Annotated in this window: 21 protein-coding genes and 1 pseudogene; 11 read left to right on the top strand and 11 right to left on the bottom strand. The window is 68.8% G+C overall.

All coding sequences use genetic code 11. From position 1 onward, the window contains the following. Positions 1 to 55: 55 nt before the first annotated feature. Positions 56 to 772: a spermine/spermidine synthase domain-containing protein gene (locus ACFOWZ_RS15105; RefSeq protein ID WP_382372790.1), complete on the bottom strand. Its 717-nt coding sequence runs from the start codon at positions 770 to 772 to the stop codon at positions 56 to 58. An 89-nt stretch (positions 773 to 861) separates the two neighbouring features. Then, on the bottom strand, positions 862 to 1848 hold the full coding sequence (locus ACFOWZ_RS15100; RefSeq protein WP_382372788.1) for an NAD-dependent epimerase/dehydratase family protein: 987 nt from the start codon (positions 1846 to 1848) through the stop codon (positions 862 to 864). 164 nt (positions 1849 to 2012) lie between these two features. Here ACFOWZ_RS15100 and ACFOWZ_RS15095 point away from each other — a divergent pair, with 164 nt between their 5' ends. Then, entirely contained in the window at positions 2013 to 2465 is a 453-nt protein-coding gene (locus ACFOWZ_RS15095) for a MarR family winged helix-turn-helix transcriptional regulator (RefSeq protein WP_382372786.1), read from the top strand. Positions 2466 to 2764: 299 nt separating this feature from the next. Here ACFOWZ_RS15095 and ACFOWZ_RS15090 read toward each other — a convergent pair whose 3' ends face one another. The 4 genes from ACFOWZ_RS15090 to ACFOWZ_RS15075 are packed head-to-tail and all read right to left on the bottom strand — an operon-like array spanning position 2765 to position 6224. After that, the gene (locus tag ACFOWZ_RS15090) at positions 2765 to 3922 is read right to left on the bottom strand and encodes an ABC transporter permease (RefSeq protein ID WP_382372784.1); all 1158 of its coding nucleotides are present in this window, start codon (positions 3920 to 3922) and stop codon (positions 2765 to 2767) included. Continuing rightward, positions 3915 to 4598, bottom strand: coding sequence for an ABC transporter ATP-binding protein (locus tag ACFOWZ_RS15085; RefSeq protein ID WP_382372782.1), 684 nt, complete (start codon positions 4596 to 4598; stop codon positions 3915 to 3917). Before ACFOWZ_RS15085 ends, ACFOWZ_RS15090 begins: the two co-directional genes overlap by 8 nt. Beyond that, positions 4595 to 5653: an HlyD family efflux transporter periplasmic adaptor subunit gene (locus ACFOWZ_RS15080; RefSeq protein WP_382372780.1), complete on the bottom strand. Its 1059-nt coding sequence runs from the start codon at positions 5651 to 5653 to the stop codon at positions 4595 to 4597. Before ACFOWZ_RS15080 ends, ACFOWZ_RS15085 begins: the two co-directional genes overlap by 4 nt. Beyond that, complete coding sequence (locus ACFOWZ_RS15075; protein ID WP_382372779.1) at positions 5646 to 6224, bottom strand: hypothetical protein; 579 nt, start codon at positions 6222 to 6224, stop codon at positions 5646 to 5648. The genes ACFOWZ_RS15080 and ACFOWZ_RS15075 overlap by 8 nt, the downstream gene beginning before the upstream one ends. 91 nt (positions 6225 to 6315) lie before the next feature. Here ACFOWZ_RS15075 and ACFOWZ_RS15070 point away from each other — a divergent pair, with 91 nt between their 5' ends. The 8 genes and pseudogenes from ACFOWZ_RS15070 to ACFOWZ_RS15035 all read left to right on the top strand — a co-directional run bounded on the left by ACFOWZ_RS15070 (position 6316) and on the right by ACFOWZ_RS15035 (position 14694). Continuing rightward, complete coding sequence (locus ACFOWZ_RS15070; RefSeq protein WP_382372777.1) at positions 6316 to 7008, top strand: response regulator; 693 nt, start codon at positions 6316 to 6318, stop codon at positions 7006 to 7008. Next, on the top strand, positions 6998 to 8746 hold the full coding sequence (locus ACFOWZ_RS15065; RefSeq protein WP_382372775.1) for a sensor histidine kinase: 1749 nt from the start codon (positions 6998 to 7000) through the stop codon (positions 8744 to 8746). The genes ACFOWZ_RS15070 and ACFOWZ_RS15065 overlap by 11 nt, the downstream gene beginning before the upstream one ends. Positions 8747 to 9750: 1004 nt before the next feature. Next, positions 9751 to 11181 carry a phenylacetate--CoA ligase family protein gene (locus tag ACFOWZ_RS15060; protein WP_382372771.1) on the top strand — a complete coding sequence of 477 codons (1431 nt, stop codon included), beginning with the start codon at positions 9751 to 9753 and terminating at the stop codon, positions 11179 to 11181. Beyond that, entirely contained in the window at positions 11178 to 11639 is a 462-nt protein-coding gene (locus tag ACFOWZ_RS15055; protein WP_382372769.1) for a hypothetical protein, read from the top strand. Before ACFOWZ_RS15060 ends, ACFOWZ_RS15055 begins: the two co-directional genes overlap by 4 nt. Before the next feature lie 101 nt (positions 11640 to 11740). Beyond that, positions 11741 to 12856, top strand: coding sequence for a cytochrome P450 (locus ACFOWZ_RS15050; protein ID WP_382372767.1), 1116 nt, complete (start codon positions 11741 to 11743; stop codon positions 12854 to 12856). A gap of 10 nt (positions 12857 to 12866) precedes the next feature. Next, on the top strand, positions 12867 to 13217 hold the full coding sequence (locus ACFOWZ_RS15045) for a VOC family protein (RefSeq protein WP_382372765.1): 351 nt from the start codon (positions 12867 to 12869) through the stop codon (positions 13215 to 13217). Positions 13218 to 13755: 538 nt separating this feature from the next. Next, positions 13756 to 13959: pseudogene (locus ACFOWZ_RS15040) on the top strand (cold-shock protein); the annotation flags it as partial. 30 nt (positions 13960 to 13989) lie between these two features. Further along, on the top strand, positions 13990 to 14694 hold the full coding sequence (locus ACFOWZ_RS15035; protein WP_382372958.1) for a cold shock domain-containing protein: 705 nt from the start codon (positions 13990 to 13992) through the stop codon (positions 14692 to 14694). A 443-nt stretch (positions 14695 to 15137) separates the two neighbouring features. Here ACFOWZ_RS15035 and ACFOWZ_RS15030 read toward each other — a convergent pair whose 3' ends face one another. The 3 genes from ACFOWZ_RS15030 to ACFOWZ_RS15020 form a co-directional block, all read right to left on the bottom strand. Beyond that, positions 15138 to 16331 (bottom strand): fumarylacetoacetate hydrolase family protein, encoded by a 1194-nt coding sequence (locus ACFOWZ_RS15030; protein WP_382372763.1) that lies wholly within the window; start codon positions 16329 to 16331, stop codon positions 15138 to 15140. Between the two features lie 269 nt (positions 16332 to 16600). Then, the gene (locus tag ACFOWZ_RS15025; RefSeq protein WP_382372761.1) at positions 16601 to 17812 is read right to left on the bottom strand and encodes an MFS transporter; all 1212 of its coding nucleotides are present in this window, start codon (positions 17810 to 17812) and stop codon (positions 16601 to 16603) included. 11 nt (positions 17813 to 17823) lie between these two features. Beyond that, complete coding sequence (locus ACFOWZ_RS15020; protein ID WP_382372759.1) at positions 17824 to 18477, bottom strand: ArsR/SmtB family transcription factor; 654 nt, start codon at positions 18475 to 18477, stop codon at positions 17824 to 17826. A gap of 35 nt (positions 18478 to 18512) precedes the next feature. Here ACFOWZ_RS15020 and ACFOWZ_RS15015 point away from each other — a divergent pair, with 35 nt between their 5' ends. Then, positions 18513 to 19856: an MBL fold metallo-hydrolase gene (locus ACFOWZ_RS15015; RefSeq protein ID WP_382372757.1), complete on the top strand. Its 1344-nt coding sequence runs from the start codon at positions 18513 to 18515 to the stop codon at positions 19854 to 19856. Further along, positions 19853 to 21091: an MFS transporter gene (locus ACFOWZ_RS15010; RefSeq protein ID WP_382372755.1), complete on the top strand. Its 1239-nt coding sequence runs from the start codon at positions 19853 to 19855 to the stop codon at positions 21089 to 21091. Before ACFOWZ_RS15015 ends, ACFOWZ_RS15010 begins: the two co-directional genes overlap by 4 nt. Positions 21092 to 21244: 153 nt before the next feature. On the opposite strand, the gene ACFOWZ_RS15005 is transcribed toward ACFOWZ_RS15010, so the two are convergent. Both ACFOWZ_RS15005 and ACFOWZ_RS15000 read right to left on the bottom strand, forming a co-directional pair. Beyond that, positions 21245 to 21394 (bottom strand): hypothetical protein, encoded by a 150-nt coding sequence (locus ACFOWZ_RS15005; protein ID WP_382372753.1) that lies wholly within the window; start codon positions 21392 to 21394, stop codon positions 21245 to 21247. Between the two features lie 53 nt (positions 21395 to 21447). Next, positions 21448 to 22341 carry a universal stress protein gene (locus ACFOWZ_RS15000; RefSeq protein ID WP_382372751.1) on the bottom strand — a complete coding sequence of 298 codons (894 nt, stop codon included), beginning with the start codon at positions 22339 to 22341 and terminating at the stop codon, positions 21448 to 21450. Positions 22342 to 22352 lie beyond the last annotated feature (11 nt).

Raw genomic sequence — 22352 nt, 5'->3', positions numbered from 1 at the left:
ATTGGATGATTGCGACGACCTGGGCTCCGTGAACGCTCAGACGAGCTCGCCGGCCTCAACCGCGCTTCGCGAGGTAGACGGTGTTGGTGGAGTCCCTGTCCTGCAAGCGGTTGGGAAAGCTGACGATCTCGGCCCGGACCGCGGTGAAGATCGTGGCGAGCGTGGCCGCGTACTCCTCGTCGGGCGGGTCGTTGGACCACAGCGCGAAGACACCGCCGGGACGTAGCACTTCGGCGAGCCGCGTCAGGCCCTCTGGCTGGTAGAAGTCGGCGTGGCCGGGGTGCAGCAGGTGCTGCGGGGAGTGGTCGATGTCGACGATGATCGCGTCGAACTGCGTGCCGGGGGCGGCCGGGTCGAAGCCGTGACCGGAGCGGAGCATGGCGAAGAAGTCACCGTGGACCAGGCGGCAACGGTTGTCGGCCATCAGCGCTTTCCCGGCGGGGACGAGCCCCTGCTGGTGCCATTCGATCACCTCGTTGAGGGCGTCGACGACCAGCAGCGAGCCGACGTGCGGATGCTCCAGCACGGTTTGTGCCGTGTAGCCGAGCCCGAGGCCGCCCACGACCACGTCCAGGGGTTTCCGTGGCAGGTCCGCGAGCGCCAGGCGGGCCAGTTCCACCTCGGCGACGGTGAAAAGACTGGACATCAGGAACTCGTCGTTGAGCTTGATCTCGTGGATCTCCTCGCCGCTGCCGAGATCGATCCGCCGACGGAGGCTGAGTTCACCCAATGGCGTCTGGCGCCAGTCGAGTTCCTGGAAACGTGCACTCATCCGCCCATCCTGCCTTGTGCCGCCCACTGTCACCGGTCCGGGAGCGGATCGGCTCTGCGGAGCGCCCGTGGCTCGCGGCTTCCGTCGCGCTAGGCCGCCCTCATCTCCGCCAAGCCCTTCTCCAGCGTCACGTCAGGTGAGTAACCCAGTTCGGTCCTCGCGGCGGTGATGTCGTAGGAACGGTCACGGCCGGTCCAGCTCACGAGCCAGTTCGTCAGCGGGGGCGCCGTCTTCCGGCGGAGCAGGCGTGCCGTGCGATCCATCATGGCCGCCATGGGTGCGGCGATCGTCATGGGCACGCTGCGGCTCTTGGACAAGTCCACACCACGCGTGGTGAGCAAGGGGGTGAGGAAGTTCCGGATGGGCATCGGGGTGCCGTCGGTGATGTAGTAGACGCCTCCGTGACGGCCCCGTGTGAGCGCGAGGAGGATCGAGCCGACCAGGTTCTCGACGTGTACGAAGTCGACGGTGTGCTTGCCGCTGTCGATCCAGGAGAACCGTCCGGCCTCGGCGACCTCGGTCAGCTCGTCGAGGGTCGCCATGCCGCGGCCCCAGATGAACGGTGGCCGGAGCACCACCAGTTCGGTCCTTCCGCCACGGGCCTTCAGCAGGGCGCGTTCGGTGGCCAGTTTGACCCGGCTGTAGGCGATGTTCGCCCTGCCTTCCGGCGTCAGCTCGTCCACGACGGGAAGACGCTGACTGCCCGTGGAGACGGACGCGGCGCTGACGAGCACGAACCGCCGCACGCCGGCGGCGACGCTCGCTGCGTGCAGGGCCACCGTCGGCACGTGATTGGCCTGCTCGAAGAGGGAGTCGGGTCCCCAGAACTCCATGTGGGCCGCGACGTGCACGACCGCGTCGACCTCCTGCAGCCTGGCGAGCCACGGCCGTGTGCGGGGATCGGTCTCGCGGAGGTCGGCGAGATCGCCGGGGACCGGGCCGGCCCCGGCTGCACGCACGCGCTGGACGCTCGAGGCCGACCTGGCGAGTGCCAGGACCTCATGTCCTTCGGCGACGAGGCGATGGACGAGAGAGCTGCCGACGAAACCGCTGCCCCCGGTGACAAAGATCTTCATGCTTCCACTCCTCGTGGGCGCACGTCTCGTGCGCTTCTGGTTCGAGTCCCGCGAGGCGAGCGGCTTGCCCGCTCGCCAGACGCATCGCTACCGAATAGTTTGGCGTCGATGTATCTACGTCTATGTAACCTGCCGTAGGATGGTGCGTCAAGCAGGAGGTGGCGATGTCCGGCGCGAGAGAACGCGTGACTGCGGCGCGAGTGGCCGACGAGTTCAGCCGTGCGGCGAAGATCCTCGTTCGTCACTTCAACGAACGTCTGGGTGAGCACGGCGTGTCGACACCGCGGTCCCGCCTCGTGGTCGAGGTGGCACGGTCGCAACCCGTTCGGGTCACCGAGCTCGCTCTCGCGGTCGGCATCACTCAGGGGACCGCTTCGTCCCTTGTGGACGCGCTCGTCCGCGACGGACTGCTCGAACGTCAGGCCAGCGAGGACGACCGCCGGTCCGTGTTCCTCCGGGTGACCCCGCAGGGAGCCGCGCTGGCTCAAGACTGGACGACCAGCTACGAACTGGCGGCGGAAGAGCTGTTCAGTCCACTCACCGCGGAACAGCTGTCCACACTGGTCGGCATCCTGGGGATTCTCAGTGCCGGCGAGACGTCCGCGGCTGGCGACTGACTGGCTGCGCACCGATCGGCCTGCTCGCCGGCGAAGTCGTGCTGATCACCGCGCTTCCACGCTGCGGTGATGACTTTCGAGCGTCACAGCCTGCCTGCTCGAGTTCTCTGGCGACGATGTTCACCAGCTCGGCCCAGCCACGCGTGGTGGATGTCTACGAGTGGGAGGAAAGCCGGCAGCAGCGCGCCGAACTGCTCACTCTGTTGCCGGGCTCGCCATGCTCCCGCACCGACGCGCTTCCCGAGCCCATCGATCTGCGGCTGCTCGTCTGGTTGGGGGATCGTCGGTTGGTGACCTTCTCAGGTGGCGAGGGCTTCGGTCGGCATCACCCCGGCCGCCCGCATCGACGGGTAGAGCCCAGCAACCACTCCGATCAGCAACGCCCCGGCGCAGCCTGCGGCGAGGAGTCCCGGCTCCAGGACGACGGGCCAGTGCTGCCGGGTGGCGTAACCGGCTACCGCGACCGATCCGAGCAGGGTGCCGAACAGGCCGCCGAGCCCTGACAGCGCAACCGACTCAGTGAGGAACTGGCCGAGGATCTGGCCGCGGCGCGCGCCCAGGGCACGCCGCAGGCCGATCTCGCGGCGGCGTTCGAGCACCGAGATGACCATGGTGTTGGCGACCCCGATCCCGCCCACCAGCAACGCCACCCCTGCCAGGCCCAGGAACAGGCCGGACAGCGCGGTCTGGGTGACGCGTTTGGCCGCCAGCGCGTCCGACGGCTTGGTGACCTGCACGGCGTCCGGCCGGGCCGGGTTGACCGTGGCGGGCAGCACGGCGCGGACGTCCTCGACCGCCGACTCGGTGGCACGGAGGTAGATCGTGCTGGGATGGCCGCCGAACTTGAGATAGCGCTGCGCGGCCGGCCAGCCGACCAGCACCGACCGTTCCAGCTCCGGGTACAGCGGCATGGGGGCGAGCACACCGATCACCGTGAACCAGGTGCCGCCGACGTAGATCTGCGGCGCTCCCTCCGGCCCCACGCCGAGCCGGGTGGCCGCCACCGCGCCGAGTACGGCGGTCGGGAACGACTGCGTTGCCTCGTCCAGGAAGCGGCCCGCCTGCATCCGGCCGTTGACGGCGGGGAGCAGTCCGAGTTCGGCGGCCTGCACGCTCACCCCCGACACCTCGGACGGGTCCGACCGGTCCGAGCGTGTGACCTGCGCGGTCGTCTTGCCCACCGAACTCGCCTCGGTCACCGGGGCGATCCGCCGCACCATCGCCGGCGACTCGACCGGCAGCGGCACGGGCGGTTCGATCTTGCCGGGAGACGACACCGCGAGAACGTTGGTGCCGAGGGCGGACAGTTCGTCCAGCAAGGCACGCTGGCTGGACGCGGGGATGCCGGTGACGAGGACGAGGGTGGCGATGCCGATCGAGATGCCGAGCGCGGACAGGGCGGCACGGGCCTTGCGCGCCCGCAGGCCGATCAGTCCGGCGGCGATGAGATCACGCATGCACACGCTCCGAGTCGGCTACGAGTCTGCCGTCGCGGATTTCGACCCGGCGCGGCAGTCGCGCGGCGATGTCCCGGTCGTGGGTGATCACCGCGATGGTGGTGCCCTCGGCGTTGAGCGTCGCCAGGAGGTCGATCAGGGCGGTCCCGGTCGCGGTGTCGAGCGCGCCGGTCGGTTCGTCGGCGAGCAGCAGAGCGGGTTCCTTGACCAACGCCCGCGCCACCGCGACGCGCTGACGTTCACCACCGGAGAGCTGACTCGGCAGGTGCCCTGCGCGGTGCGCGAGGCCGACGCGGTCGAGCGCCGCCAGCGCGAGCTCCCGGCGACGCCGCCTCGGCACACCGCTGTAGAGCAGGCCGATGATCACGTTGGCCGTCGCGGACAGGCCCTCGATCAGGTGGAAGTGCTGGAAGACGAATCCGATGAACCGCCCGCGCACCGCGGAGAGTTCGGCATCGGGCAGCGCCGCCACGTCACGGCCGTTGATCTCGACGCTGCCTGACGACGGCCGGTCGAGCGTGCCCATGACGGTGAGCAGGGTGGACTTGCCGGAGCCGGACGGCCCGACGATCGCGAGCAACTCTCCCGCGTGGATGCTGAGGGTGACGTCGTCGAGCGCGACGACACCGCCGGGGTAGGTCTTGCCCACGCCCCGCACCGCGAGAACGGGGGTCATGACGCGACCACGACCTTCAGGCCTTCGGTCACGTCCGGGCCGCTGACCTCGACCACGCCCTTGGCGAACAGCCCGGTGGTCACCGGGAGGAGCCGGCCGTCGGGCAGCTGCAACGCGTAGCCGCCCTGTTTGACCGCGAGCAGCGCGCCGACGGGAACGGCCAGTACGTCGGCCTTGGTCTGCGCGGTGAACGTGACCTGGACCCGGCCGGAGTCGGCCGTTCCGTTGGCTGGAGGCTCGTCGAAACCGATGAGCACGCTCATCTTGGCCGACGTCGAACCGTCGGTGCCCGCAGCCTGCTCGGGGGCCGTGACCGAGCTGACCTTGCCCGGTGTGGTGGTGCCGTCGGCGAGCGTGATGGTCACCGCGTCACCGGTCTTGACGCGGGTGGCCGCGGCGGCGTCCAGCTCCACGGTCACCGCCTTGGCCGTGCCGCTGACCGTCATCAGCGGGGCCGAGGCGCTGTCGCCGAGCTGGGCCTGCACGGCACCTACCCTGACCGGTCCGTCGAGGACGACCGCGTCACCGACGTCGAGCACTCCGCTGGGCTCGACGCCGATCGTCCTCTGATAGCGCTTGATCGCGTCCACCAGGGACTGGGTGAGCGCGGTCTCCTTCTTCACCCCGGACTTCGGCGCGTCGAGGCGGTACCCCAGCGCCTTCAGGTTGTCCGCGACCACGGTGACGTCGCCCCCGATCATGCCGACCGAGTCGAGCTTGCGGTACAACGGCGTGCCGCCGTACATGAGGGTGATCGGCTTGTCGTCGACCGAGAACAGCCGCTCGCCCTGGGACACCACCGCTCCCGGCTGGGGCAGCCAGGTGACCAGGCCGGGCTTGGCGGTCTTGAGGGTGCGCAGCCTGCCGTAGCCGAGCATGCCGCCGACCGTGTCGGACGTGGTCAACGTCGTCTTGGTGACCGTGGTGGTGGATCGCGTTTCCGCGCCGGTCGTCTGAGGGGCCGGTGCGGCGGAACGGGCAGGCCAGACGTACCACGTCGCCGACGCCACGGCGATCACCGCCAGCGCCGCGAACACCATCGTTCTACTACGCACCGTAGGCCTTCTTGCGGCAGTCGAACTCGACCTTGGTCTGCTGTTCCTGGGACATGGTCGGTGTGCCGTCGTAGTTGTAGCCGCCGCCGTTCGGCAACGGGGTGACCTTCAGGCCGTTGTCGTTCAGGCACTTGATCTCGACGCGGTACTGGTCCAGGTAGCGGGGGTTGGTGTCGGGGGACAGCAAGGGGTTCGGCAGAGGCCGCAGGACGTCGCACTGGGCGAACGCGTCCTTGTAGGTGGTCTCCTTGCCGCCGTTCGCCTCCTGGGTCGGGAAGGTGACCTCACCCTGGTCGTTGCGCTTCGAGTAGGTCGGCACCCCTTTGGCGGCCAGGCATTTGCCCCACGTGTTCCACCAGCCCCACCACTCGGTGTCCGTGGTGTCCAGCGTTTGCTGCGGATGCTTGTCCGGGCCCTTGGCCGGGGGCGCGCTCGAGGGTGCCGAGGAGGAAGCGGCTTTGTCGGGGAGTTCGGCGACTGACGGCGTTTCGGGCGCTTTCTGGGCACATCCGGTGAGCACGATCGTCAGCACCGCGGCGCCCAGCACCGCACGTCGGGAAGAGCTGGTCATGGCGGAAAGCCTGGCCAGCGGATGTGAGGATCTTGTCAGAGTGAGGTGCCGGTGGTGTCTGACCTGATGTGCCTGCCCATAGAGTGGCGGCATGTGCGCTCACGTGCTGGTCGCCGAGGACGACCCGAACCAGGCGCAGGTGATCGGGATCTACCTCACGGCGGAAGGCCATTCCGTCACGGTGGTGCACGACGGCGCGATCGCACTGACACGGGCCCGTGAACAGCAGCCGGACCTGCTCGTGCTCGACGTGATGCTGCCGGGGATGGACGGTCTCGACGTCTGTCGTGCGTTACGCGCGGAATCCGAGGTGCCGATCCTCGTCCTCACCGCCCGCTCGTCGGAGTACGACCTGGTGCGGGGACTCGACTTCGGTGCCGACGACTACCTGACCAAGCCCTACAGTCCCCGCGAGCTCACCGCCCGCGTGCGCACGCTGCTGCGCCGCGCGAGACCGAGGGAACTCGCGGACCGAGCGCAGGCACATCGGCTGGGTGACCTCGTCGTCGACCCGGTACGGCACCAGGTCACGATCGACGGCATCTCCGTCGAGTGCACGTACGGCGAGTTCCAGCTGCTGGAGATCATGGTGCGGCAGCCGGACCGGGTGTTCACCCGGCAGCAGCTGCTCGAGCTGACCAGGGGTACCGACGCGTACGTGACGCCGCGGATCATCGACGCGCACGTGCTCAACCTGCGCAAGAAGATCGAGCGCGATCCGAGCAGGCCGGCCCGGCTGGTGACCGTGTTCGGCGTCGGTTACAAGCTGACCGATGGCTCCTAGGATCCCGCTGCGCCGCACGCTGGTGGTGCGGCTGACGGCCATCTCGGTGCTCATCGCGATCGGGTCGATCGCCGCCACCGCCTGGCTCGCGGTCACCACGACGACACGGGAGATCCAGCAGGAACGGGGAGCGGCGCTGTCGAGGGCGGCCACCGTCTACAACGACCTGCTCGGCTTCGCCGCCAGGAACCCGCGCTGGTCCGATGCCGCCGAACAGGTGAGGGTCGCGTCCGCCCGATCAGGACGCCGGGTCTTGGTGACCACAATGGACAGACAGCCGCTCGTGGACTCCGGTGGGAAGGAGCCGCTGTCACTGCCGGCCGAGGCCAGCGCGGTGATCGACCCATTGAAGGTCGACTCGGAGCTGGTGCCCGACATCGGGCCGGACCGCGTCGATCCCCGTGCGACAGGACCGTTTCAGCTCACCGCTGAGGAACAGGTCCGGCAGCAGACGCTGGCCGCGAAAGTGACGTTCTGCCTGCATGGCGATGGCGTGCGCTACCAGGTGCGGGAGCTGCCGACCGGCCGCGTCAGGATCACCGCCGCCCCCGGCTTCGACAACCAGGTCAGGCTGTTCAAGTGTGGACTGGAGGAACTCCAGGCTCCGACCACCACCGAGAACGCCGCCCTCGCCCAGCTGAACGACCTGCTCCACGCCTGCCTGCAACGCCAGGGCCTGCCGCCGTCCGCGGTCGGCCTCGACCTCACGCCCACCTCCGGAAACGACACCCTGGCCAGCAGGTCCTGTGTGGACTCGGCACGACGTCAGCAACTGGCGGCGTTCGTCGCGCCGCCCGCGCTGCTGTTCGTCCTGGATCCGGCTACCGCGCACGGCAACGAGCTCACCCTGAACCGGGACGGCTGGGTGCGGATCGCGCTGGTCGTGCTGGCGGTGGTCGCGGTCGCGATGCTCGCGATGATCTTCGTGTCGTCCCGGCTCTCCCTGCCGCTGCGCGGACTGACCGCGGCGGCCGTCCGGGACGAGCGCGCTCCGGTGAGCACGCGTGACGAGATCGGGTATCTGGCGCAGGCGTTCAACTCACTGCAGGACCGCCGCCAGGAGCTCGACGAGCAGCGCCGCCGGATGGTCGGCGACATCGCCCACGAGCTGCGCAACCCGCTCAACACCATCCGCGGACGCCTGGAAGCGGTGGAGGACGGCCTGCTACCGCTGGACCGCGGGCTCGCCTCGATCGTGCTGGACGAAACGCTGCTGCTCCAACGGATCGTCAGCGACCTGCAGGACCTCGCTGCCGCCGACGCCGGACAGCTGCGCCTGAATCCCGAACCGCTGCGCCTCTCCGACATCGTCGACCAGGTCGTCACCACCCACCGTGCAGTGGGAACAGCCCGGCTGACCGGCTCGACGGCAGGCGATCCGGTGATCGTCGCCGACGCGGCACGCCTGAGGCAGGCTCTCGGCAACCTGGTGTCGAACGCGCTGCGGCACACTCCCACCACCGGCGAGGTGACGGTGACCGCGTTCGCCGAGGGCGGCGAAGCGGTGATCACGGTGCGCGACACCGGCCCCGGTATCGACCCCGGCGACCTGCCGCACGTCTTCGACCGCTTCTGGCGAGCGGATCGATCGCGGGCACGGCACACGGGCGGCAGCGGACTCGGCCTGCCCATCGTGCGGCACCTCGTCGAGGCCCACGGCGGCAGCGTGACCGCCGAGTCGCCGGGCGGGGCGCTGTTCACCGTTCGTCTCCCACGAGCAGCGGAGCTGTCGATCTGACAGCGCAACTCCGTGATCTTCACCTGGAAATCGTCGGCGGCGCCGCTGGTCTGCGACACCGATCGCATCGCCGGCCAGGATCCGCGGCTCGCCTGCGGTCGAACGCGGCTCGGACGGTCAGATCACGCAGTACCTGGCGGGTAGGCCCGCGTTGCTGCAACGGTTCGAAACGGCGCCACCGGCGGCGAAGGTGTTGACCGTGGCCGCGATGGACGCCCGGCGCGTGTGGCACCAGCCTAGTTTTGGCACCCCACAGGCATACCCGAAGATCGTGGAGATTGAGGGTTTCACGGCCGCTCAGCTTCTGCGGAAGTCGAAGGGCAACCTGGGGAGCGCTCGGAAGACGGGATGGTCCGGACGTGCACTGAACACCGCTACTTGTTCCGTGGGCGAATCAGTTGCGACATGAGCCCGTACGCGTGGCAAGCGTGCGACATTCGCGCGTTCATGCGGCTATGGATAACTCGCCGCCAAATTAGAGGGCCAATTCATGTAATTCGCGTAATCGCTTGATGGAAGCTGCTCTGCTCGCGTCAGGTCGACGCCGGCTCCTGGCGCGACCTGCTGCGGGTAGGCCTGCCGTCAGACGCTCGGCTCCCAGCATCCCCCGAGTGCCCTGAGCGCAGTTGCGCTCAACTCGAGCGGCGGCTCCAAGGGTTTGTTGCCCACAGTCTGCACCATCGCGATCCCTCCAGCCCCGGTTGTTCAAATGCCCGTTCGGGCGACTTTGGCGCCCAACAAGCCTGTTTGGTGGTGGGCGCGTGGTTGGCTTCCTGCCCGGAAGCGTCGCTCGTTCCGTCGGGTGGAACGCGATGTGCTAATACGTTGGTATGTAGCCGAAGCCGGAGCCGCGGAACCTCCACACTGGACCCGCGCCGCCAACCTCAACCGCCGCAGGCCCGGGCTGGAGTCCGTTGTAGGTCGACAGCGGGCTGCCTGTTTCGCTCGACGACAACTTCGATTCGCCCTGCTCTGTCACGTCGTGTGGAAGCGAAGGAATGCACATGTTGCTCATGCGTGACGAGGCGCGCCGCCTGGCCGCCGCTCGAACATTTCGGCGCCACCAGTCGCTCATTGCAGACATCCACACGGGGAGCGCGGTTCCGGACGAGTTGCGTCTCCAGAAGCTGCACGAGATCCTCGCCGCCGCGTCGCGCGCGGAACTGTACGCGGACTCGGTGCCGGCGCTGCTGGCCGACGACGTCATGCGCCTCCGGCCTCTTGCCGAGGTGCTAGGTGCACTGCCGCTGCTGCCGAGGAGCGAGTTGAGCGCCCACAGCCACGCCACCTTCACGGTGCCGCTCGGTGAGTTCCTGCACTACTACGAGACGTCCGGAACCACCGGTCCGGCCTCGGCTGCGCCGAAGGCCGACGACGACCTCATCGTCAACACGGTCAACATCGGTGAGATGTGGGCCCGGTTCCTGTCACCGGGGGACATCGCGCTGATCTTGATCATCGGTGCGCTCGCGCCGGCTCCGTACCAGTTCGAGAAGGTGTTCGAGTACCTCGGCATCACGTCACTGCGGCCGACGGTGGACTACATCGACGGCGACTACTCGAAGGTGCTGCGGCTGATCGACGAGCTGTCGGTGAACGTCTTCGTGGGAGCCCCGTCACGGTTGCTGGCGATGATCCAGTTCGCCGCCCGGCACGGCCTCGCGGTGCCGCGGTTCGACCGCCTGCTGCTCATCGCCGAACAGGTCGGTCCGGCTTGCCTGCGGCACTTGAGCCGTCTGACAGGAGCGGAGGCGTTGGTCGGGAGCTTCGGCTCGTCCGAGACCGGGACGACCGCGGTGACCTGTGAACGCGGTCAGCTGCACCTGCAGCTGCAGAGCTACGTCCTCGAGTTGCTGGACGAGCGCGGTGTCCGGGTGGTGGATGGCGCTGCCGACAGCGGGGAACTGGTGGTCACCACACTCGACCTGCCCGGTCGGCCGCTGTTGCGGTACCGGACGGGCGACCTGATCGAGGTGGTCGGTACACCGTGCGCGTGCGGACTGGCGCTCCCGGTCATGCGGACGAGGGGGAGGGAGTCGGACGTGCTCGCCTTCGCCGGTGGCACTGTGCGCCAGGAAGACGTCGAGTCCGCTCTGTGGGTGGATGGCTCGCCTGACGCGGCCGTTCTCAACTACATGCTGGTCATCCACGAGGACGAGATCGTCTGCCTGGTGACCACGGATGTGCTCCCCGACAACGGGTGGGCGGACCGGACGGCCAGCCGGATCGCCCATGTCTTCCCAGCCCACCACCTCACCGTCCGGCCGGTAGAGGTGCTCTCGCCGTTGGCGACGTTGAGCGGGGACCTCGGCTGGAAGCTGTCCCGCGTGCTCGATCTCGGTGACATCGGGGCGTGGAGCCGGTTGCCGACGTCGTTGAGCCACGTGGTCAAGGAAACCCTTGAATCAAGAGGAGTGATGGTGTGCCCGAGATGACCGATCGCGAGAAGTACGAGTTCGTGCTCGGGGTGTACTTCCGCACCCAGGCAGCCATCGAGAAGTACATGGGACGTGAGCGGGTTCCGGAGTGGGCCGCTCACGTGGCGCGGATGAACACCGACGCCACGAGGCAGCGTCTACCCGAGCGGGTCGACCAGGAACGCAGCGTCCTCGGCTCGCTGGCGGCCATGTTGGACGTGTACGGCTCGGACAAGACGTTGGCGGAGGACGACGGCGGGTACCGGCTCGAGGTCCGGCGCTGCGGCATCTTCGACTACCGCGAACGGGCCCGTGATCAAGGGGTGGAGCTGACCCTGCCCGTCCCGTGCGAGTTCTGCGTGGAGCTGCGGTACCAGACTGCCGCCAACCTGGACATGGTCGTGTCGCACCAGTTGGGTCATCGCTCCTGCACCTGGGAGTGTCGCTCTGCCGCTGAACCCGAGGGTTCGCGATGACCGCGACCCGGACGGAACCGCCGTTGCCCTACCGGCGAGATTCCGCGCATCCGTGCAACCCCGCGAGTGACCTTCGAGCGGCAGCGGCCGGGAACCCCGTCGTGCGACTGCCGCTCACCAGCGGAGTCCTGGTGTGGCTCGTGACCGGTTACGACGAAGCGAGACAGGTGCTGGCCGACTCCAGGTTCAGCAGCAACCTCACGACGCCCGGCACCGCGTTGCCGAAACCAGGGGAGCGGACGGTCGCCGAGGAGCTCCAGGATCGGCAGCCGGGCACGTTCCTGGAGTACGACCCGCCTGACCACACCAGGCTGCGCGGCATGGTGGCCGGAGAGTTCACCGCTGGAGCCATGCATCGGCTCCGGCCGCGGATCGAGGCCATCGTCGAGGAATGCCTCGACGCGACCGAGGAAGCCGGCTCACCCGTCGACCTGGTCGAGACGTTCGCCTTGCCGATGCCGTCGAAGGTCATCTGCGAGATGCTCGGCGTCCCGTACGACGACGACTTCGACTTCGCGGGTCACACCGTCGTCATGACGGACCTCATGGCCCGGCCGGAGGACACCCTGGCGGCGCGCGACGCGATGCGTGGCTACATGCGCGGCATCGTCCAAGACCGGCGCAAGAACCCGACCGACGACGTGCTCGGGAGGCTGATTCGCAACTACGGCAACGATGTTACCGACGAAGAGCTGGTCGGCATCGGCAACCTGCTGCTCATCGCAGGCCACGAGACCACCGCGATGATGCTCGGCCTCGGCACGCTCGCCCTGCTCCAGCACCCCGAACAGCTCGCGATGGTGCGAGACGACCCGTCGGCGGTACCTTCGGCGGTGGAGGAGTTGCTGAGGTACGCGTCGATCGCGAATCACGGCGCCATCCGCACCGCCACCGAAGATGTCGTGATCGGCGGCAGGCTCATCCAGGAGGGTGACGCGGTGGCAGTGTCGATCCCCGTGGTCAACCGCGATCCCGATCGGTTCGACGACCCGTACCGCTTCGACATCACCAGAGATCCGAAAGCGGGACAGCTGGCCTTCGGCTACGGCATCCATCGCTGCATCGCCGCCCCGATGGCGAGGATGGAGATGCAGATCGCCTACCCCGCGTTGTTGCGCAGGTTTCCCGCGCTTTGCCTGGCGACGCCCATCGATCGCATCCCGGTCCGCACGTCGAACGCGACCCACGGCCTGCACGCACTTCCCGTGGCCTGGTGAAGGAGCTTCAATGGTCAACATCATCGAGGTGGTCGCCAGAGTCTACGTCGACGATCTGGACGCGGCGCTGCCGTTGTACCGCAGGCTTGCCGGTGCGGCTGAGGCGAAGCGATTCGAGTTCGGCGAGGTCCAGCTCGCGAGCATTGGTCCGTTCCTGTTGCTCAGCGGCAACACCGCCCCCTACAGGGACCGTGTTGCGACGCTCGTCGTCGCTGATCTGGTGCCGGTGATCGAGGCGCTGGAGGAGAGCGGCGGGACGATCTTGGACGGGCCATCGCCGACTTCCAACGGCGATCGACTGATCGCACGACATCCAGACGGCTCGGTGTTCGAGTACATCGGTAAGGGAGCAGCGATCTGACGCGCAGCGCGTCGTCGGTCAGCCATGACTGCTGTTCTGGTGCAGAGCGAGGTGGTGACGGATTCTCCGGGGCAGGGCGTAGGCGCTGTGGCGGACCTGGCGTTGTGCGTGCCGCGCAACACGTCCGTGCAGGTCAGCAGGCATCGGCATGGTACCGATCATCATCGGGCATGTTCGCGGTCGTGCCTGTCCGCTTCGCCCACCTCACCGTCTCCCACGCCTTCGCCGCGCTGTGGCTCCTGCGCATGACCGGTCAAGTGCGCTGAATTGCCACATGGGCTGAGTGCTTCCCAATTCGTCTCCGGCTGGAATGATCAACGAGTACGAATCTGCGGCGGCCTGAGGCGCAGGTCAGACCACCAGGCATCGTTTTGGCGCCCCACACGTCCGCACACTCGGGCAACGGCTGGTGACGGCGCGCGACCTCGGTGACTTCGGCGATGTGCTCACGGTGGAGCTGCCGCGCGTCGGGATGAGGATGTACATGCGGCGCCTGGGACACTGGACCCCCGACCACCCGCAAGACCAGGAGTGCACCGTGCAGCAGGGAACCGTCCGCTGGTACGACCTCGAGCGCGGCTTCGGCTTCCTCGCCCCCGACGACGGCAGCGACGACATCTTCGTGCACGTCTCGCAGGTGCAGGGCGAGGGCGCGGCTCGGGCGCTGCGTGAGGGCCAGACGGTGGAGTTCGAGACCGGTGAGGGACCCCGCGGTCCGCAGGCGCTGCACGTCGTCGTCACCGGGGACGCCGCACCCGATGCGACCTTGGGCGTGCTCGCCACCGTCTCCTGGTACGAGCCGGCCAAGGGCTACGGGTTCGCCGTTCCGGACGGCGGGGGTGCGGAGGTGTTCGTGCACTCCTCCGCCATCGTCACCGGGGGAGTCCTCGCGGCCGGGCAGCGGGTGGCCTTCGTCGTCATCGCCGGGGAGAAGGGGCCGCAGGCCCAGCACGTGGTGCCGCTGAGCTTCGACGCCGGGGTCCGCCGAGCCCCTCTGGTCGCGGCCGGCGATGGTGCTGACGGCTCCGTCCTGTGGTTCGACGAGGAGAAGTCGTTCGGCTTCGTGGCCGCCGACGACGGGGCGGGCGACGTCTTCCTGCACGTGCGCGCCCTGGTCGACGAGGGGTATCTGCCGGTGGAGGGTGACCGGGTCTCGTTCACCACGGTCACCGTGGACCAGGGTCGTCAGGCGCGCGAGGTGCGGTTCGTGGCCACCGGCGAGCCGGTGGAGGCCGCCGCTGCCCCCGGCCAGGCCCGTCCGGCCACTCGGCCCGCAGCCCGCGCCGGCGACGGTACGGTGGCCCGCTACGACGCCGACCGTGGCTTTGGCTTCATCACCCCCGACGCGGGCGGGCCCGACCTCTTCGTGCACGTCTCGGTGGTCTCCGGCGAGCCCCTGGTGGCCGGCGACCGGGTGCGCTTCCGCATCCGGCAGAGCGACCGGGGCCCGCAGGCCGACGCCGTCGAGCACGCCTGACCGTCCGGGACGGTCCTACGACGCCTCGAAGCGGGCGACGTAGCGGCGCTGCCACGGCGTCTCGACCGCCCGGTGGTCGTAGCGCGCCCGCACGAGGAAGCAACAGACGTGTTTCGCCGTGCTGTAGAACTATCCGCTGCACGACGACGTTCGCTCATCGGCTACTTGTTCACTGGTGGCACGATCGGTGCCCGGCCAGGCCCGGTCGAGGTGTTCGGCGGGTCGCTCTCTCATCGGCTGCCCACCGCGCGGTCGGGTGTGGCTCTCACATGGCATGCCTCTCGCCGGGCACCCGCGGCCAGGAGAGGCTCAAGAGGGGGCCGCCCAGCTCGAAGTAGCGTTGCCCTCCTCTGCTCAGGCACGTGAACCGGATGGTCTTCGGCGACGCCGATCTGCGGATCGACGCGACCTGTGGCGTCAACTCCACCCTGGGGCGCTCTCGGTCACAAGCGCGCCTCCGTGCGTGAGCTCAGCAGACCGCGGGCGGCGAGGTTCTCCATCAGCGCGGTGATGCCGAACGTCCAGTCTTCCGCGTCCTCGGCCGTGTTCACGACGTTCGTCAAGGCGCCCAATCGGGGCGAAGAGATGCGAACGACGTCCCCGATCTTGTGGGTGAACCCTTCGCCGGGCTGGTCCCGGTCCTCTGTTGGGGCGAACATCGTTCCGGTGAACAGCGCGAAGCCGTCGGGATAGCGGTGGTGGGCGCCGAAGGCGTGGGACACGAGGTCCTCGAGCTCCCGGCTGATCTCGGACACCGGATTGACGCCGTGCAGCTCGAAACCGTCGGGGCCGGTGATGTCCAAAGCGATCTCGGTGGCTTTGGCATCCGCCAGGGTGAACCTGTCGTCGAACAACCGGAGAAACGGCCCGATGGCGCAGGAAGCGTTGTTGTCCTTCGCCTCGGTGAGCAGAAGAGCACTGCGGCCTTCGAAGTCGCGCAAGTTGACGTCGTTGCCGAGCGTCGCGCCGACCGGGTTTCCGCGCGAGTCCATCACCAGGACGAGCTCGGGTTCGGGGTTGTTCCAGGCTGAGCGGGCGAGAACACCGATGTCTGCTCCCAGCCCCACCGCCGAGAGCACCGGGGCCTTGGTGAAGATCTCGGGGTCCGGGCCGATACCGACCTCGAGGTACTGCGACCACAGGCCCTCGGCCTGAAGAACCCTCTTCACCTCCACGGCCTCCGCGGACCCCGGCTTCAGGTTGGAGATGTGGCCCTGGACGATCGCGCCCACCTTCTCACGAACTTCCTCGGCCCGCGTGGGATCCCCGTCGGCACGCTCCTCGATGACCCGCTCGAGCATGCTGCGGACGAAGGTCACGCCAGCGGCCTTGAGCACCTGCAGGTCGACCGGTGCCAGAAACCGGGGAACAGCACCGGCCGGGTTCGTCGTAGCCGCCAGAACCTCCGCGAGCGGCCACGAGGTACCGCCTGGGTGATTCCTGACGATCTCCAGCGCGTCCGGCCGCTCGAGCAGTGACGACACGGTCGACGTCAGCGGTGACAGGTCGACGACCTCCTCACCGCGGATCGTCACGACCGAAGGTCCGCCCGCGGACGGGTCGAAGACCCTCGCGACAAGTGTGGCGTCCGCTGCGTCCCGGGGGAGAACGTTGGCGGCGTTGAGTGAGATCCCCATGGAGATCCTTCCTGCTCGCACTGCAGATCAGCTCGAAGTCCCGATGAGCTTCCTCCGCCTCGGCTCCGAGTGACGTATCGAAGTCCGCACCAAGCCCCTGCTGTTTGGCGCGAAAAGCACGTTCGGGCCGATAGATGGCCCGAACGTGCTTTTCGCGCCAAAAAAGTATGTCCGGTAAGTCTGAGGTGCTCTACGTTCGATACAGGCGCTAGATCGGCGATCCCGTCCAGTAGAAGACGATCGAACCCCACCGGAACTCGACATGCCCGTCAGACTTTGACGCGAGGCCGGACGACGACGAGCGGCACCAGAGCGAGCGCGATGATCCCGCCCGCGAACGACAGCGCCGGGTAGCTGCTGCTCGCGACCACGAAGCCCGAGGCCATGCCACCGGTCGCACCCGCCACCGCGATCGCCATGTCGATGCGGCCCTGCACCGATGCGCGAGATTCGAGCGGTACGGCGTCGGTGATCAGCGCGGTGCCGCTGACCAGCCCGAGGTTCCAGCCCAGCCCGAGCAGTCCGAGCGCCACCGTCAGCAGCGCAACCGACTCCGCGGGCGCGAATCCGGCGACCAGCCCGGCAGTCAGCAGGGTGACGCCGGAAGCGGCGATGACGGGGAGCCTGCCGAAGCGGTCCACGAGCCAGCCGCTGAGCGGTGAGGGCAGGAACATCCCCGCCACGTGGACGGCGATGACGAACCCGGTCGCCGTGAGACCGTGGCCGTGGTGCTGCATGTGCACCGGGGTCATGGTCATGATCGCGATCATCACCAGCTGGATGACGACCATGGTCGTCGCGCCGATCAGCAGCAGCCGAGGATTGCCGCTGGAGTTGCCGGTCGTCACGGGATCGACCGGCAGGGAACGGGCGGTGAGCAGTGGATCGGGGCGCAGCATCACCCAGAGCACGATGGCGCCCGCGGTGTAGGCGAAAGCGGCCAGGATGAACGGTCCAGCGAGCGCCGGCACGCCCCAGCTCCTGGCCAGTGCGCCGGTCGGGGTGACGAGGTTGGGGCCGAGCACCGCGCCGAGGGTGGTGGCGACGAGCACGGTGCTCACCGCACGGCCGCGGCGTTGTGGTGCGGCGAGGTCGGCGCCGGCGTAGCGGGCCTGGAGGTTGGTGGAGCTGCCCGCGCCGTAGACGAACAACGCGATGAACAGCAGTACGACGTTGTCGGTCGCGGCGGCGATGACGACGCCGAGCGCGCCTGCCGCGCCGGCGAGGTAGCCGCCCGCGAGGCCGGCGCGTCTGCCGTGCAGGCCGGACACGCGTGCGATCAGCACGGCAGCCAGTGCCGAGCCGATGGTGAACAGGGCCGCGGGTAAGCCGGCCGCGCTGGTGGCGCCGAGCATGTCCTGGGCGAGCAGGGCGCCGACGGTGATGCCCGCGGCCAGTCCGGCGCCGCTGAGGACCTGGGCTGCGACGAGCACCGCGAGGATGCGTCGCTGAGCAGGGTGCTGGGTGATCACGGTGTCCATTTCGGGAGAGTTCAGATCGCGACGGGGAGGTCGGCGAGGCGCCACTCGAGCATGCCGTCGGTGAGACGGAGGGCGGTTCGTCCGTGCGCGGTGAGCAGGCGGACGGCCTCGTGGGAGAGCACGCAGTAGGCGCCGCGGCAGTACGCCACGATCTGCTGGTCCGCAGGGAGTTCGGCCAGCCGGTCCGCCAGTTCGTCCAGCGGAACGGAGACGGCGCCGGGGATGTGGCCGGCGGCGTACTCCTCGGCGGGCCGCACGTCGATCACGGTCGCGCGTCCCGATCGGACACGGTCGAGCAGCTCGGCGCGGCTGACGGCTTCGGTGCCATCGCCGAGGTAGGCCTCACGCGCCGACCGCACATCGGGCAGCCGGTCGTCGGCGACGGTGCGCAGCAGCGTGAACAGCTGGGCGACGTCGTCCCCTGCCAGCCGGTAGAAGATCTTCGTGCCCGCGCGCCGGGTGGCCACGAGGTTGGCCTGCTTGAGGGTCTGCAGGTGCGCCGACGCCGTGGTCAGGCCGAGCTCCGCCGACTTCGCGAGCGCGTCGACCGTGCGCTCGCCCTGGGCCAGCAGGTCGAGCAGCTCCAGCCGCTTCCCGCTCGCCAGGGCCTTCCCCACGCGAGCGAACTGGTCGAACAACGCGTTCTTCGCGTCCCGGTCACCCATGTTCCTCCAATCATCTTTGGAATACTGTAGTACACGTGACTGAGGTACTTGCGCTTGTTGACGAAGGACTGGGGAACTCCGCGTACCTGGTCGATCTGGGTGACGGTCGGGCGCTGGTCGTCGACGTGAGCCTCGATCTCCGGGAAGTCGGCCGCACCGCGCAGCGACGTGGGTTGAGCCTGGCGTTCGCCGCCGACACGCATCTGCACGCCGACTTCCTGTCCGGCGCCTGGCAGCTGTCGACGACTGAGGGCGCCTACGTGCTCGCATCGGCGGCCGGGCACCGCGAGTTCACGCACAACGGGCTGCACGACGGCGACGAGGTCGACCTGGGCGGCCTACGCCTGCGGGCGCTGGGAACTCCTGGCCACACCGACGAGCACCTGTCGTTCCTGCTGCTCGACGGCGACCGTCCGCTCGGGGTGTTCACCGGCGGCTCGTTGATCGTCGGCGCCGCCGCCCGCACAGACCTCGTCTCTCCTGATCGGACCGAGGAACTCGCACGCGCTCAGTACGCGTCGCTGCGCAGGCTCGCCGAGTTGCCCGACGACGTGGCCGTCTGGCCCACCCACGGAGCCGGATCCTTCTGCTCCGCCCCGCCCGGCGCGGACCGCACCAGCACCATCGGCCGCGAGAAAGCCACCAACCCGTTGCTGCGCGCGCCCGACGAGGACGCCTTCGTCAAGGAACTGCTCGACTCGCTCGGCAGCTATCCGCCGTACTTCCGACGGCTCGGCGAGATCAACCGCCACGGTGTTCTCATCGGGACGCCCAGCCTGCCGCCGCTCGATGTCAGCGCGGTGCGGCGGCTTCTGGCCGACGGCGCGCGACTGATCGACGTCCGGCCCCTCGCCGAGTTCGCCGCCGCGCACGTGCCCGGCGCGTTGTCGATCCCGCTGCGGCCGGTGTTCGCCTCCTGGCTCGGTTGGCTGGCACCGCACGACCGGCCGCTGATCGTGGTGCGCGGTGCCGATCAGGACCCGTCCGAGATCGCCTGGCAGGCCGCCAAGATCGGCTACCTAGACCTGGCCGAGCTCAACGGCGGCATCGACGCCTGGACCGCCGCGGAACTTCCCACCGCCACAACCAGGTTGGTCGGCCCGGCCGAGGTGCGCGGGCCGGTGCTGGACATCCGGCAGAGCGCTGAGTTCGCCTCCGGACACCTGCCAGGAGCCCAGCACGTCGAACTCGGTGACCTGCCCGGCCGGGTCGACGACGTGCCGCGGGAACCGCTCGTAGTGATGTGCGGCCACGGCGAACGTGCCATGGGCGCGGCCAGCCTGCTCGAACAGGCCGGACATCGCGACGTCGCCGTGCTCACCGGCGGACCCGACGACTGGGCCACCGCGACAGGCGGCAGCCTGGAGAGCGGCCGGTGAGCCTGCGACTCGGCCTGCGCGCCAACCTCGCCCAGTTCAGTCTGCTCGTCGCCGTCAACGCACTCGTCGGCGGCGTGCTGGGCCAGGAGCGTGCGGTGCTGCCGTTGCTGGCGGAGGACGAGTTCGGCCTGACCGGCTACACGTTCGTCCTCACCTATGTGGTCGCGTTCGGGCTGACCAAGGCCGCCACGAACTACTTCGCGGGCACCTGGTCCGACCGCTTCGGCCGCCGGCCGGTGCTGCTCGCAGGTTGGCTCGCGGCGATCCCAGTGCCGCTGATGCTGATCTGGGCGCCGTCCTGGGGCTGGGTGATCGCGGCCAACGTGCTGCTCGGCGTCAACCAGGGCCTGACCTGGTCCACCACTGTGATCATGAAGATCGACCTCGCCGGACCGTCCCGCCGCGGGCTCGCGATGGGACTCAACGAAGCCGCCGGCTACATCGCCGTCGCGGTCACCGCGCTCGCCACCGGCTACCTCGCCGCCCGCTACGGGTTGCGCCCGGCACCGTTCCTGCTCGGACTGTCCTATGTGGTCATCGGGCTCGGTCTGACCGTGTTCGCCGTGGGGGAGACCCGAGAACACGCCCGCCTCGAAGCGACACAACACCCCGCTGCCGCCGAGGAGACACCGAGCGATCGAGAGGTCTTCACCCGCACGAGCCTGCGGGAGCCCGCGCTGTCAGCGGCGAGCCAGGCCGGGATGGTGAACAACCTCAACGACGGCCTCGCCTGGGGTTTGTTCCCGATCCTGTTCGCCACCGCCGGCCTGTCGGTCGCCCAGATCGGCGTACTGGCCGCCGTCTACCCGGCCGTGTGGGGCCTCGGGCAGCTCGTTACCGGCCCCCTCTCCGACCGTTGGGGCCGCAAACACCTGATCACCACGGGCATGCTCATCCAGGCCGCCGCGCTCGCCCTCGTCGCGCTGACGGACACCTTCACGGTCTGGCTGATCGCGGCCGTACTGCTGGGCGCGGGTACCGCGATGGTCTACCCGACCCTGCTGGCCGCGATCGCCGACGTCGCCCATCCGGCGTGGCGCGCCAGGGCCGTTGGCGTCTACCGGCTTTGGCGTGACGGCGGCTTCGCCGTCGGCGCTCTGCTCGGCGGCATCGTCGCCGATCTCTGGGGCCTGCGCGCCGCCGTGTGGGCGGTCGCCGCACTCACCGCGCTGTCCGGAGCCGTGGTCGCCGTGCGCATGTACGAAACCCACGCCAACAGGAAGATCAACGCGTGACGTTGTGCTGCAGAGCCAGTCTGGCCGCTCGTCAATCCTGTGCGCTTGCAGCGATGAGTTCGGGTGTTCGCCGGGATCAAGGGGGATGAACGGCCGCGTCGCGGCCCGACCACAGGAGTTCCGAGTGGACCCACGAGAGATCGTGCAAAGGTACTACCGGGCGTGGACGGACCACGCCGGTGACATGACGGGCGTGGCACTGGCCGAGGACTTCACGTTCCGCGGTCCGGTGGTGAGCTTCGACAGCGCGGACGGGTTCCGCGCCATGGCGAAGCAGGCCGGTGCGGCCGTGCGTGAGTTCACGGTGCGCCCATTCCAAGGATCCACGGCATCCCGTGGTGAGGCGGCTCGTGGGGTCAGTTGTGTCGGTGCACGACGGCCACCGGGCACGGCGCTTGGTGGAGCACGGCGTGGCTGACCGAACCGAGCACTGCCCGCCGTAGAGCGCCGCGGCCGTGGCTGCCCACGACGAGCAGTCCCGCATCGCCGGCGGCGTCGAGCAACGCCTGCGCGGGGCCGTGGAACGAGACGTGCCGCTCCACGCGGACGTCCGGGTGGTTTTCCTGGTGGCCTGCCAGGCAGCGGGCGATCACCGCTTCGGACTCCGCGCGGATCTGGTTCCAGTTGTAGTCCCAGTTCTGTGCCGGCGCGAGTGCTTCGATCGGCATGTCGGACCAGGCGTGGACGGCGAGCAGATCGCGACCGCGGCGACTGGCGAACTCGAAGGCGAAGTCGATGGCCGTCGCGCTCGTCTCGGATCCGTCGACACCCACCACGACACGACCGTCGGCCGCCTTTGCTTCTCGCACAACGACAACCGGACGTTCGTGGTGGACGGCGAGGTCGGCGGCGGTGGAGCCGAGCAGTGCCCGTGTCAGGCCGGATCGGCCGGACGAGCCGACGACCACCATCTCCGCGTCGCGGCCGATTTCCCCCAGTACGTCGGTGGGATGGCCGTATTCGACACGCGTCGTGATGTCGAGGCCAGGGGACAGCCGGTTGCACTCGGCGGTGAGGTCGGCCAGATCGTCCTCGGCGCGGGACCGCACCGACTGCTCACTCACCGCATCGGGCAACGGTGTGGACATCGGTGTGAACACCAGTTCCGGAAGCGGTCCTCGAACCACGTGTGCGAGCAACAGCCCACAGTCACGGCTGGCGGCTTCCTCCGCGGCCCACAGTGCGGCCGAGCGCGCGGGTGGCGAACCGTCGACGCCCACCACGATCGAGTGCTTTCCGGTTCGGGGCATCTCTTGTTCAC

The sequence above is a fragment of the Lentzea rhizosphaerae genome (assembly GCF_042649515.1).
In the GTDB taxonomy this organism is placed as follows: domain Bacteria; phylum Actinomycetota; class Actinomycetes; order Mycobacteriales; family Pseudonocardiaceae; genus Lentzea; species Lentzea aerocolonigenes.
Note: the sequence above shows the minus strand (reverse complement) of the source record. Positions and strands in the feature narration are given on the sequence as shown.

Coding starts and splice junctions, on each gene's coding strand:
- ACFOWZ_RS15100 (WP_382372788.1), bottom strand. CDS start 1,848: ATGAAGATCTTTGTCACCGGGGGCAGCGGTTTCGTCGGCAGCTCTCTC.
- ACFOWZ_RS15065 (WP_382372775.1), top strand. CDS start 6,998: ATGGCTCCTAGGATCCCGCTGCGCCGCACGCTGGTGGTGCGGCTGACG.
- ACFOWZ_RS15025 (WP_382372761.1), bottom strand. CDS start 17,812: ATGGACACCGTGATCACCCAGCACCCTGCTCAGCGACGCATCCTCGCG.
- ACFOWZ_RS15070 (WP_382372777.1), top strand. CDS start 6,316: ATGTGCGCTCACGTGCTGGTCGCCGAGGACGACCCGAACCAGGCGCAG.
- ACFOWZ_RS15060 (WP_382372771.1), top strand. CDS start 9,751: ATGTTGCTCATGCGTGACGAGGCGCGCCGCCTGGCCGCCGCTCGAACA.
- ACFOWZ_RS15090 (WP_382372784.1), bottom strand. CDS start 3,922: ATGCGTGATCTCATCGCCGCCGGACTGATCGGCCTGCGGGCGCGCAAG.
- ACFOWZ_RS15075 (WP_382372779.1), bottom strand. CDS start 6,224: ATGACCAGCTCTTCCCGACGTGCGGTGCTGGGCGCCGCGGTGCTGACG.
- ACFOWZ_RS15105 (WP_382372790.1), bottom strand. CDS start 772: ATGAGTGCACGTTTCCAGGAACTCGACTGGCGCCAGACGCCATTGGGT.
- ACFOWZ_RS15030 (WP_382372763.1), bottom strand. CDS start 16,331: ATGGGGATCTCACTCAACGCCGCCAACGTTCTCCCCCGGGACGCAGCG.
- ACFOWZ_RS15045 (WP_382372765.1), top strand. CDS start 12,867: ATGGTCAACATCATCGAGGTGGTCGCCAGAGTCTACGTCGACGATCTG.
- ACFOWZ_RS15055 (WP_382372769.1), top strand. CDS start 11,178: ATGACCGATCGCGAGAAGTACGAGTTCGTGCTCGGGGTGTACTTCCGC.
- ACFOWZ_RS15085 (WP_382372782.1), bottom strand. CDS start 4,598: ATGACCCCCGTTCTCGCGGTGCGGGGCGTGGGCAAGACCTACCCCGGC.
- ACFOWZ_RS15000 (WP_382372751.1), bottom strand. CDS start 22,341: ATGCCCCGAACCGGAAAGCACTCGATCGTGGTGGGCGTCGACGGTTCG.
- ACFOWZ_RS15020 (WP_382372759.1), bottom strand. CDS start 18,477: ATGGGTGACCGGGACGCGAAGAACGCGTTGTTCGACCAGTTCGCTCGC.
- ACFOWZ_RS15095 (WP_382372786.1), top strand. CDS start 2,013: ATGTCCGGCGCGAGAGAACGCGTGACTGCGGCGCGAGTGGCCGACGAG.